General features: G+C 64.8%; 11 protein-coding genes. 5 read left to right on the forward strand and 6 right to left on the reverse strand.

The genetic code is table 11. The features are described from left to right. The first annotated feature begins 35 nt into the window (after positions 1-35). Positions 36-1,070: an aldo/keto reductase gene (locus HDIA_RS24450; protein ID WP_099558604.1), complete on the forward strand. Its 1,035-nt coding sequence runs from the start codon at positions 36-38 to the stop codon at positions 1,068-1,070. 7 nt (positions 1,071-1,077) lie between these two features. On the opposite strand, the gene ubiB is transcribed toward HDIA_RS24450, so the two are convergent. The 6 genes from ubiB to HDIA_RS25520 all read right to left on the reverse strand — a co-directional run bounded on the left by ubiB (position 1,078) and on the right by HDIA_RS25520 (position 7,341). Next, entirely contained in the window at positions 1,078-2,631 is a 1,554-nt protein-coding gene (gene ubiB / locus HDIA_RS24455) for a 2-polyprenylphenol 6-hydroxylase (RefSeq protein ID WP_099558605.1), read from the reverse strand. Between the two features lie 16 nt (positions 2,632-2,647). Beyond that, the gene (ubiE, locus tag HDIA_RS24460) at positions 2,648-3,406 is read right to left on the reverse strand and encodes a bifunctional demethylmenaquinone methyltransferase/2-methoxy-6-polyprenyl-1,4-benzoquinol methylase UbiE (RefSeq protein ID WP_099558606.1); all 759 of its coding nucleotides are present in this window, start codon (positions 3,404-3,406) and stop codon (positions 2,648-2,650) included. Between the two features lie 178 nt (positions 3,407-3,584). Continuing rightward, on the reverse strand, positions 3,585-4,538 hold the full coding sequence (locus HDIA_RS24465) for an ABC transporter permease (protein WP_099558607.1): 954 nt from the start codon (positions 4,536-4,538) through the stop codon (positions 3,585-3,587). Then, on the reverse strand, positions 4,528-5,466 hold the full coding sequence (locus HDIA_RS24470) for an ABC transporter ATP-binding protein (RefSeq protein ID WP_099558608.1): 939 nt from the start codon (positions 5,464-5,466) through the stop codon (positions 4,528-4,530). Before HDIA_RS24470 ends, HDIA_RS24465 begins: the two co-directional genes overlap by 11 nt. Then, entirely contained in the window at positions 5,463-6,659 is a 1,197-nt protein-coding gene (locus HDIA_RS24475) for an NEW3 domain-containing protein (protein ID WP_099558609.1), read from the reverse strand. The genes HDIA_RS24470 and HDIA_RS24475 overlap by 4 nt, the downstream gene beginning before the upstream one ends. Positions 6,660-6,954: 295 nt before the next feature. Then, on the reverse strand, positions 6,955-7,341 hold the full coding sequence (locus tag HDIA_RS25520; RefSeq protein ID WP_157775812.1) for a SpoIIAA family protein: 387 nt from the start codon (positions 7,339-7,341) through the stop codon (positions 6,955-6,957). A gap of 286 nt (positions 7,342-7,627) precedes the next feature. Between HDIA_RS25520 and mutM the strand changes: the two genes are divergently transcribed. The 4 genes from mutM (at position 7,628) to HDIA_RS24500 (ending at position 11,123) form a co-directional block, all read left to right on the forward strand. Further along, on the forward strand, positions 7,628-8,506 hold the full coding sequence (gene mutM, locus HDIA_RS24485; protein WP_099559146.1) for a bifunctional DNA-formamidopyrimidine glycosylase/DNA-(apurinic or apyrimidinic site) lyase: 879 nt from the start codon (positions 7,628-7,630) through the stop codon (positions 8,504-8,506). A gap of 135 nt (positions 8,507-8,641) precedes the next feature. Next, positions 8,642-9,415: an enoyl-CoA hydratase gene (locus HDIA_RS24490; protein WP_099559147.1), complete on the forward strand. Its 774-nt coding sequence runs from the start codon at positions 8,642-8,644 to the stop codon at positions 9,413-9,415. A 250-nt stretch (positions 9,416-9,665) separates the two neighbouring features. Then, positions 9,666-9,932, forward strand: coding sequence for a 30S ribosomal protein S20 (gene rpsT / locus HDIA_RS24495; RefSeq protein ID WP_099558611.1), 267 nt, complete (start codon positions 9,666-9,668; stop codon positions 9,930-9,932). 804 nt (positions 9,933-10,736) lie between these two features. Beyond that, the gene (locus HDIA_RS24500) at positions 10,737-11,123 is read left to right on the forward strand and encodes a rhodanese-like domain-containing protein (RefSeq protein WP_245884075.1); all 387 of its coding nucleotides are present in this window, start codon (positions 10,737-10,739) and stop codon (positions 11,121-11,123) included. Positions 11,124-11,291: the final 168 nt, after the last annotated feature.

Below are 11,291 nucleotides of genomic sequence, written 5' to 3' on the forward strand. Positions count from 1 at the left end.
ATCTTCGCTCCGTTGCACGGCAATCGGAGACGAAAATGGACTATCGCAATCTTGGCGCATCGGGCCTGAAGGTCCCGGTCCTGAGCCTCGGGACGGGAACCTTCGGCGGAAAGGGGCCGCTTTTCAGCGCCTGGGGCCGCACGGAAGAGGCCGAGGCCCGGCGACTGGTCGACATCTGCCTGGACGCGGGCGTCACCCTGTTCGACACGGCCGACGTTTATTCGGACGGCACGTCGGAACGGATTCTCGGTACGGCGATCAAGGGCCGCCGGGAGGAGGTTCTCATCTCCACCAAGACGGGTTTGCCGATAGGAGAGGGGCCTAACGAGGCCGGCACGTCGCGCTCGCGGCTCATTCGGGCGGTCGAGGAGGCGCTCCGCCGTCTCGGAACCGACTATATCGATCTCCTGCAGCTTCATGCGTTTGATGCGGCAACGCCCGTCGAAGAGGTCCTGCAGGCGCTCGATACGCTCGTGCGGGCCGGCAAGGTCCGCTATGTCGGCGTTTCCAACTTCTCCGGCTGGCAGCTGATGAAGTCGCTGGCCGCTGCCGACCGCCATGGCTACCCGCGCTATGTGGCCAACCAGGCCTACTATTCGCTGATCGGCCGCGACTATGAATGGGAACTGATGCCGCTCGGCCTCGATCAGGGCGTCGGCGCTATGGTCTGGAGCCCACTCGGCTGGGGTCGCCTCACCGGGAAAGTCCGACGCGACCAGCCGATTCCGGAAGGCAGCAGGCTGCACGAGACGGCGGATTTCGGGCCTGCGGTCGATGAGGAGCACCTCTACCGGGTCGTCGACGCGCTGGATGAGATCGCAGGGGAAACGGGCAGAAGCGTTCCCCAGATCGCCCTCAACTGGCTGCTGACGCGGCCGACGGTATCGTCGGTCATCATCGGCGCGCGCAACGAGGAACAGCTGCGCCAGAATCTGGGTGCCGTCGGATGGCAATTGGCGGCCGACCAGATCGCCCGGCTCGACGCCGCCAGTGAGGTTGCCGCGCCCTATCCCTATTGGCCCTACCGCCGGCAGGAAGGCTTCGCCCGCCTCAATCCGCCCGCGATCTAGACGGGACCTAACCCGCCCACATCCCGATCGCGATCGCCATCAGCGACAGCGCGCCGATCCAGAGCGCGACGTTGGTCATCGGCGTGAAGACGTGCATCGCCGCCTTTTCGGCCGTCTCGTCGGCATCGAAGCGGGCGGCGATGCGGGTCGCCCGTTCGGCAAGCACCGGCAGGGTCTCGGCCAGCTGCCACAGCGCCTTGATGTGGCCGCCGGCCTCCTCGATCCGCCCGACGGGGCCAAGATTGCGCTCGATCCAGCCGCGCACCACCGGATCGGCGGTCTTCCACATGTCGAGATGCGGGTCCAGCGTGCGGGCGACGCCCTCGACCACGACCATCGTCTTCTGCAGCATGATGAGTTCGGGCCGCGTCGCCATGTCGAAGAGGTCGGTGACCTCGAAGAGCTGGTTGAGGAGCCGCGCCATGGAGATGTCGGCGGCGGTATGGCCCTGCAGCGGCTCGCCGATCGCCCGCAGCGCCTGGGCGAAACTGGCGACGTCGTGGTGCGGCGGCACATAGCCGGCCTCGAAATGCACCTCGGCGACGCGGGTATAGTCGCGGATGATGAAGCCGTAGAGGATTTCTGCCAGGAACCGGCGCTCCTTGACGCCGAGCCGGCCCATGATGCCGAAATCGACGGCCACCAGCGTCCCGTCGGGTTCGACGAAGAGATTGCCCTGGTGCATGTCGGCATGGAAGAAGCCGTCGCGCAGGGCATGGCGCAGGAAGGACTGCATCAGCAGGCGGCCAAGGGCCGGCATGTCGTGGCCGTCCGCCTCAATGCCGGAGAGATTCGAGAGCTTGCGGCCCTCGATCCATTCCATGACGAGAACGCTTTTCGCCGAACGGGTCCAGTCCACCCCGGGTACCCGAAAGCCTTCGTCATGGGCGATGTTTTCCGCCATTTCGGAAAGGGCTGCCGCCTCCAGGCGAAAATCCATCTCCAGCGCGACGGAGCGCGCCAGCGTATCGACGACGGCGACGGGCCTCAGCCGCTGCGAGGGGCGGTGGAAGCGCTCCACCAGCCGCGCGACACGATAAAAGCCACTCAAATCGGCGAGGAAGCGGGCCTGGACGTTGGGCCGCAGAACCTTGACGGCCACCGGCTTGCGGGTTCCGTATTCGTCCTCCACTTCGGCCCGGTGCACCTGTGCGATCGAGGCGGCGGCGATCGGCGGGCCGAACTCGGCAAAGAGCGCCTCGACGGGCCTGCCGAGCGCCAGTTCGATTTCGCGCCGCGCGACCGCGTCATCGAAGGCGGGCACGTTGTCCTGAAGGGCGGAGAGTTCGATGGCGAACTGCTTGCCGACGACGTCGGGCCGCGTTGCGAGAAACTGGCCGAGCTTCACATAGGAAGGCCCCAGCCGGTTGAGCGCCGCGGTGATGCGGGCCGAACCGTCCTTCTCGTCGGCCGTCCGGCGCTGGATGAGGCGCGCGAACACGAGCGCGAGCTTGAGGCCCGCCGGCATCGGCTGGGGAAAGGGCATGACGGTGAGCACGCCCTCGCGGGCCAGCACGTAGCCCGCCCGCGCCAGACGCAAGAGGTCGCCGGGTAACGCCATCTGGCTGCTGCTTCCCTCAGATCTTGACGCCGACGTGGATGGCCGCGACGCCGCCCGTCAGGTTGGTGTAGGAAACGCGGGAAAAGCCGGCCTGCCGGATCATCTCGGCAAAGCGCTCCTGGTTCGGAAAGCGTTTGATCGATTCCACCAGATACTGGTAGCTGTCCTCGTCCTTGGCGATCAGCTTGCCCATCTTCGGGATGACGTTGAACGAGTAGAGGTCGTAGATCTTATCGAGGCCGGGAACGTCGACCGCCGAAAACTCAAGGCACAGGAACCGCCCGCCGGGCCGCAGCACGCGAAAGGCCTCCGAAAGAGCCTTGTCGATGCGCGGCACGTTGCGGATGCCGAAGGCGATCGTGTAGGCGTCGAAGGACCCGTCCTCGAAGGGCAGGTCTTCCGCATTGGCTTCCACGAAATCGATGTCGGTGTAGCCCTTTTTCGCCGCGCGCTCGCGGCCGACGGCAAGCATCGAGCCGTTGATGTCGACCACGGTCGGACGGGCATGACCGCCGGAACGCTCCACGATGCGGAAGGCGATGTCGCCTGTCCCGCCCGCAACGTCGATCACCTTGAACGGGCGGGGACCTTTTCGCGGCGGGGCGAGGCGCGAGACGAAGGCGTCCTTCCACAGGCGATGCACGCCGCCCGACATCACGTCGTTCATGATGTCGTAGCGCTTCGCCACATTGTGGAAGACCTCGTCCACCATGCCCTGCTTGGCCTCGACCTCCACGTCGCGGTAGCCGAAGCTGGCCTTTTCCTGCGCCGACATTGACGGACTCCCAAATAAGAAAACCTTTGCCGCACCGCTTATAGGACGGTTGTCCGGCCAAGGGGAGGGGCCGAAGGGCGAATTCGTGGACGTGGAAAACGCCCCGGACCGCCGCACAAGCAAAAATCCCCGCGGCCGTGGTCGCGGGGATCGTCGCGTGTACACCCGGAAAGGTCGGTCAGGCCCGGACTTCCTGCCGCTGGAACGACACGTAGCCGAGGGTGAAGATCAGCACCATCGCGGCGGCAAGTCCGGAAAGCTGCGGCCAGATGAGAACGAGGCTCTGGCCGAGGGGAAGCGGCGCGCCGGGGATCGCCCCCTGCATCTGGCTGAGGAAGACGAGGCCGAGCGAGCGCGTCGACGGATTGAGCAGCGCCGCCGCCGCTTCCGAATAGAGCGTGTTCGGCGAGATGCGGTCGAGCGCCGACTGCCACTCCACGGCGTTGACGAGCGTCATCGGGTTCGTCGGGTCGATCGGTGCTATGGCGAGCGTCAGCGCGTGGGTGATCATGCCCCAGAAGATCGCAAAGACCAGCCAGAGCGCGAGGGCCGCCAGCGCCGAGGTTGCCGCCTGCCGGAAGACCGTGGAAAAGAACAGCCCCAGCGCCAGCCAGACGCCGCCATAGGCGAGCGAGGTGACGAGGAAACCGAGCCCGCGCAGGATTTCCTCCCCGCTCGGCGGCAGGCCGAGGGTGAGGATGCCCATGCCGGTCACCAGCAGCCACAGCGTGACGAGGCAGATGGCGAGCACGATGAGGCCGCCGAGGAACTTCCCGAACAAGAGCGCGTCGCGGTAGATCGGCTGCGACAGGATGCGGCTCATGGTGCGCCGGCTGTATTCGCCGTTGACGCTGTCGAAGGCGAGCGCGATCGAGACGAGCGGTAAGAGGAAGCCGAGGAAGGTGACGAAGGAAGGCACCGGGTCCTTTGCGGTGGTCAAGAGGCGCAGGAACAGGAAGGGATCCTGCCCCACGGTCTGCTCGATCTGGCCGATGGCGCCGTAGATGGCGCCGAAGGCGGTGAGCAGCACCAGCAGCATGACGAGATGCATGCGGATGCTGGCAAGATGATCGGCCGCCTCCTTTAGCGCGATCGTCATCGTGCCCTCGAAGGGCGAACCGTTACGCGGCATGGTCCACCTCCTCGAAATAGCGCACATAGACGTCGTCGAGGTCGGACCGGCTCATGGTGAGCCGCTCCAGCGCGCCGCCGGCCTCCACCACCTTCCGGGCGATGTCGGCGCGCAGATCCCGCGCCGCGTCGATCGTGACCAGAGTGTCGCCGTTGGGCTCGACGCGGGCGATGCCATCCATTCCCGTCAGCGTTTCGCGCAGGTCGAGGCCGTGCGCCTCGACCTCGATGGAATAGACCCCGCCGAGCACCTTGGCCGCGATGTCGGAGACCGTGCCCGACAGGCCGACGCGGCCCTTGTTGAAGAGCGCGACCCGGTGGCAGATCGACTGCACCATGCCGAGGAGGTGCGAGGAGAGGAGGACCGTCATCCCGTCGCTGGCAAACGACTTGATGAGGTCCAGCAACTCCTGGGTCGATTGCGGATCGAGGCCGGAGGTCGGCTCGTCCAGGATCGCCACCTCGCAGCCCTTGACCAGCAGGTCGCAAAGGCCGAGCCGCTGGCGCATGCCGCGCGAGAAGGTCTTCACCCGGCTGTCGGCGACATCGAGCAGGCGCACCCGCTTCAACGCGCCTTCAATGCGCTCCTCCCGTGTTTCCGGGGCAATGCCGGCGAGCTTGGCGGTGTAGCGCAGGTTTTCCCGCGCCGTCATCGTGTCGTAGAAGCCGACCGCGTCGGGCAGATAGCCGACGGCGCGCTTGACCGCCAGCGGCTCGGTCAGCGGGTCGTGGCCGAGGATGCGCACCGTGCCGGCGGTGGGCTCCGTCAGGCCCAGGAGCATCAGGATGGTGGTGGTCTTGCCGGCGCCGTTCGGGCCGAGCAGCCCGAAGATTTCCCCGGCGTTGACGGTGAGATCAAGCCCGTCGACGGCCTTCACGCCGCCGTAGGACTTGGTGAGGCCGTGGGCCTCGATGACAGGGGTGCTCATCTGCGGCCATACCGGGTCACGGCAAGGGCGAGAACCAGAAGGGCGGAACCGATGACGCCGACGCCGGCGATGCCCCAGAGCGTGGACGTCTCGACCGTCACGCGGAAGTCGGCATGGTCGGAAGCGCCCTTGGCGTTGGAGCGCACGGAAACCATGTAGTCGCCCGCAATCGCCTTGTCGGAGGGCGTCAGGCGCATCTCGACCTCCTGCTTGGCCCCGGCGGCAAGCGCCGGCAACTCTTTCGGCGCGAAGTCGACCTCCCAGCCCGACGGCGCGTTGGCGGCCAGATGCACCTGCTCGGCCGGAGCGGTGCCGGCGTTGGAGACGGTGAACTTGAAGCTGCGCTCCTTGCCGGCCACCGCCGTGCCCGAAAGCCGGGCGCCGGGGCCCGTCAGCATCAGGCTTGGCTGGCCGGTAACGTCGAGCTCGAGCTGGCTCGTGCCGGAGGCCTTGTCGCCGCGGGCCTCGACGGTGACGGGATAGGAGCCGGCGTCGGCGTCCTGCGGCGGCGAGACCGACAGCTTGATGTCCTTGGTGGAATTGGCCTTGATCGGGATCGAGGTCAGCTCTTGCGAGCCGTAGGCCTCCTTGAAGCTCGTCTGGAAACCGGCCGGCGCGTCGGCGGCGAGATTGACCACCGTGTCGGCCGGACTGTCGTTCTTGAGGGTCAACTGGTAGTCGAAGGAGGACTTGGCCGATCCGCGAAGGGCCGGCAGTTTCGGCTCGATCGTGAGGCTTGCCGGATTGGGTTCGGCGAGCGCGATCTTCAGCGGAACCGACAGCGTATCGCCGCTGCTCTTGCCGGTCAGCGTGATGTCATAGGCTCCGGCCTTCGCATCGGCGGGCGGTGTCAGCTTGAGCGACAGGTTGCGGCTGTCGTTGGGGCCGACCATGGCGGCGGCGACCTTCTTGCCGCCGCCGTCGATCTCGTAGGTCCAGCCATCCGGCAGCCCATCGAGCGAGAAGGTGTATTCGCTCGGTGAGCGGTCCTTGTTGACCAGCGAGAAGTCGATGGTGAAGGGCGCGCCGAGGCTTTCGGTGATGTCGGGATAGGGCGTCGTCAGCCAGACCCCGGAGACGGCTGAAGACGAGGGATCGCTGCTGCTGAAGCCTTCGGCGAAGGCATTCGCACCGACGAGCGAAAGGGCGCTGGCGAGTAGAAGAACGGGGAGGCGACCAGGCGCGTGATGCATCGTTCTGCTCCTTGAGGAAAAGATACAGATCAACGGCTGTCGGCGGAAAGATGCCGCAGCCGGGATGAGATGCCGGCGCGCTCGTCGTCTTCCCTAAATGCGGCAAGAATTGGCCAAAATCCAAACACAAGAATTACAAATTTGTAATGTTTTCAATATGTTACATAGAGAAACATGGATTTTCAATCCGTGTCAATGCATGTCTGTCCGGGACGGCGCGGCAATAGGGGCGTCGCCCGAACGCGGTTCTCGCCCGGGTGGCAAATGACATCGGCGCTGCAAGCCGTTCGCACTGTCAGTCGGCGGAGATCCAGGCCTTGGCGTCCTCGATGGCATCCACCGGAAGGACGCGCACGGGAGCGGGTATGAGCGGTGCAAAAAGGCGCATGCCCCACGAGATCCAGTCGATGTCCGTCACGACGGCGATCCGCTCGAAGTCCCCGAGGTGGGAAAGGCCGAGCCGCGCATCGTCGAAGGCGGCGCCGGCCGAAAAGCTCTGGAACTCAGGCCCGAGTATATAGAGAAATCGGATCTTGCCGAAGCTGGCGATCCGTTCCTCGACAAGGGGTGTCAGGGTCTTCTCGTAGTCGTCGGCGGTGATGTGACCCTTTGCCGAAATCGCGATGACCGCGCCATCGTAGCCCGGCAGGATGTCAAAGCCGCTTTTCGTCGGGGTTGTCATGTCGCCTCTCCTTTCCCTGGATTGCGATGCAGCCGGACCTGCCCGAAGCCGACTCTGGGCCGGCCTCCGGAGAAGGGGGCATTTCTGAGGCTGTCGGGTCTCGCCCGCAATGATCGTGCGCAAGCCTCGCTGTCTTGCTGACAGCTCTTTCCATCCCATATGGGGCGGCAGCGGCGGCCATGCCCCCCGTAGGAACACGGAAGAGACCGGCGTTGCGCCGATGGCCGGCATGGCATAGTCCATGGAGCCTCGCCGCGCCCGCCGCGGCCACTTGATCAGGGTCGAGATGCCAGAGCTTCCCGAAGTCGAAACGGTCCGGCGTGGCCTTCAGCCGGTGATGGAGAATGTGCCGATCCTGCGCGTCGAGCAGCGCCGCGCGGACCTGCGCTTTGCCTTTCCCGAACGTTTCGCGGAGCGGCTCGCCGGACGGCGCATCGTCGATCTCGGACGCCGCGCCAAATATCTCGTCTGCGATCTCGACGACGACCACCGTCTGGTGATGCATCTTGGCATGTCCGGCTCCTTCCGCTTCGACGGCCTGGAGGCCGGAGCGCCCGGTGTCTTCCACCATGACAAGGGCAAGTCGGAGCGTCACGACCACGTCGTCTTCCACATGGAAAACGGCGTTCGCGTGATCTACAACGACCCGCGCCGCTTCGGTTTCATGACCCTCATCGCCCGCGCCGCCTTCGACGATCATCCCCATTTCAAGGGGCTCGGACTGGAGCCGACCGGCAATGCGCTGGGTGCCGATTTTCTCGACGAGGTGCTTGCCGGAAAGCGCGCGCCGCTGAAGGCCGCGCTTCTGGATCAGCGCGTCATCGCGGGCCTCGGCAACATCTATGTCTGCGAGGCACTGTGGCGGGCGGGCCTGTCACCGACGCGTCTTGCCGGAACCTTGTCCGGCCGGGGACGTTCGGCCAGGACAAGGCGTGAGGCTCTTGCGCCGGCGATCCGCGAGGTGATCGCCGATGCGATTGCCGCCGGCGGCTCCTCGCTCAAGGACTACCGCCAGGCGGACGGCTCGCTCGGCTATTTCCAGCACAGCTTCGCCGTCTATGACCGGGAAGGAGAGGCTTGCCAGACGCCGGGATGTTCCGGCACCATTGAGCGCATCGTCCAGTCGGGCCGGTCGACCTTCTTCTGTCCGGTCTGTCAGACATGACTGTCGGCAATGATGGCGAGCGATGACTGCCGGACACGATCACCCGACCCCGTCCGTTTCAACGAGGGCTGAACTGCCGAACGCGGCCCTCTCTCCAAAGCAATGTCGATTGACGCCCACCCCAGGGGAATGCCGATGGCCTTCGAAACCATCCTGACCGAGACACGCGGCCATGTCGCTCTCATCCGCCTCAACCGGCCAAAGGCGCTTAACGCGCTCTCTGACCAGCTCCTGACCGAACTCGGCACCGCGCTCGATCATTTCGAGGCGGACGATGCGATCGGCTGCATCGTCCTGACCGGCAGCGAAAAGGCCTTCGCGGCCGGCGCCGACATCAAGGAGATGGCGAGCCTCGATTTCCTCACCGCCTACAAGAATGACTTCGCCCACAAGATCGATCGCGTCGCGGCTTGCCGCAAGCCGGTGATCGCCGCGGTCGCCGGTTATGCGCTCGGTGGCGGCTGCGAGCTTGCCATGTCCTGCGACTTCATTCTGGCCGCCGACACGGCCAAGTTCGGTCAGCCCGAGATCACCCTCGGCATCATGCCCGGCATGGGCGGCACCCAGCGCCTGACGCGTCTCATCGGTCGCTCCAAGGCGATGGAGATGTGCCTCACGGGACGGATGATGGAGGCCGCGGAGGCCGAGCGGGCAGGCCTCGTCAGCCGCATCCTGCCGGCCGACGATCTCATCGACGAGGCGCTGAAGACGGCGGAGAAAATCGCCGATTTCTCGCTGCCCGCCGTCATGATGGCCAAGGAATCGATCAACCGCGCCGAGGAGATCGCGCTGGCCGAAGGCCTTCGCTTCGAGCGGCGCCTCTTCAACGCGATGTTCGGGACCGAGGACCAGAAGGAAGGCATGGCGGCCTTCATGGAGAAGCGCGGCGCCCAGTTTTCCGGGCGCTGAAGCGGGGCGGATCGGCGGCCCCCGCGGGAAAGCGGCAAAATGCGTCGGCGAAAGCCGCTCGTGACATTGACGCGGCGGGCTCAACCGACTATAAGCCCGCACCGAACAAGGTGGTGACTTTGGTTGCCGCCCTATTTTTTCGTTTTCTGGCGGCGTGTGGTCGGCTCACCTTCAAGCGGAAGGTGGAATGCGGACCTTGTCGGCCGAGGAAGACGGTCGACGAGCGGACAATTCAAAAGAAGGGCTTCCAATGGCCAACACCACTTCGGCCAAGAAGGCGACGCGCAAGATCGCTCGCCGCACCGAGATCAACAAGAACCGCCGCAGCCGCATGCGCACCTATGTGCGCCAGCTGGAAGAGGCGATTGCCAGCGGCGACAAGGCTGCCGCCGACGCGGCCTTCGCTGCCTGCCAGCCGGAGCTGATGCGCGCGGCGCAGAATGGCATCCTGCACAAGAACACGGCGTCCCGTAAGGTCTCGCGCCTTGCGGCCCGCGTGAAGGCCGTCGGCGCCTGATAAGGGTTGCCTGGGTCTGGGACCGGGTTCACAGGTCCGCGCCGGATGGCGGACGTTCGTTGGTCGGTCGGTCAAACTCGCAGGAGTTGTGGCGGACGCGGATTTTCGGATGACCGAAATGGCGCCGCAGGCATGATGATTTTGCATAATTTGAAGGCTCGGCCATGCGCCGGGCCTTCTTTTTTGGCAGCGATTCGCCCTTTGCCGCATTACCAAAATATTAACGTCATTTGACACAGAAACATTTTTAAAAACAATGCGTTAGAGGCAGGTTGCCGAGAGCCGGCAGATTCGATGCCTGTCAATATGCGGCGTCAAAATTTTTTTCCGATTGTCACAGTTCATATGCTCGGCGCACGAGTCATACGGTGTCTGAATCGGAATCTGCTGTTTCGCCAAGGCGTTCCCGACACCCTTCCCGCTCCTCTTGTGCAATCGGCACGATGGCGTCCCGGCAAAGGTAAACGAGCGGTTAAAATTCTTGGCTTGCCCGGGGTAGGGGGGCTGTGTATTTTCACTCTCACACCGGTCGGGGGCCAGAGGGATTGCTCCTAACCGATGGAAAAGAAACGACAATATTGGCCTTGAAAAAAGGCCGGTGGCGTTGCTTTCGCAAAGCCGGCCAAGCGCCGGGGCATCGGTTGCACGATCAGTCGAATGTCCCTGCGCGACACCCTTGGTCGACGGGGACCACCCGGACAATTCAACGTGACGACATCCGAAGTCATTTCGGGTGACGCGATTTCTATGGTCTGAACAATGGGTCTTTATGCGGGTGATGTCGATGTGGGCGAGGCATGGAAAATGCTGAGCAGTGAGCCGCAGGCGACGTTGATCGACGTGAGGACCCGCGCCGAGTGGGGGTATGTCGGCCTGCCCGACCTGTCCGAACTCGGCAAGGAGCCGCTGCTGGTGGAGTGGCAGAGCTATCCGTCCATGCAGGTCAACGACGAGTTCGGCCGGCAGGTTGCCGTGGCACTGGAAAAGCGCGGGTTTGCCAAGGGCGAGCCGCTCCTCTTCCTGTGCCGGTCGGGTGTTCGCAGCCAGGCGGCTGCGCTGGTGATGACGGAACTGGGCTTCGAGCCCTGCTTCAACATCGCCGGCGGTTTCGAGGGCGGGCTGGATGCGGCCGGCCATCGCGGGACGATCGCCGGATGGAAGGCCGCGGGGCTTTCCTGGCGACAGTCCTGAGAAGTGGGGGACGCGGGCCAGGCCGTTCCGCGTTCCTGAGTAATCTGGAGTACGTTCGCCGGGCGATTTCTCGGCGAGCGGGTCATAAGCCCCCGGGGCAATCCGCGAGCGGTAGCGCGGATAGGGGGTGAAAATTCTTGGCGTGACGCCATTCAGGAGGCATTTGAG

Source organism: Hartmannibacter diazotrophicus, assembly GCF_900231165.1.
GTDB lineage: Bacteria > Pseudomonadota > Alphaproteobacteria > Rhizobiales > Pleomorphomonadaceae > Hartmannibacter > Hartmannibacter diazotrophicus.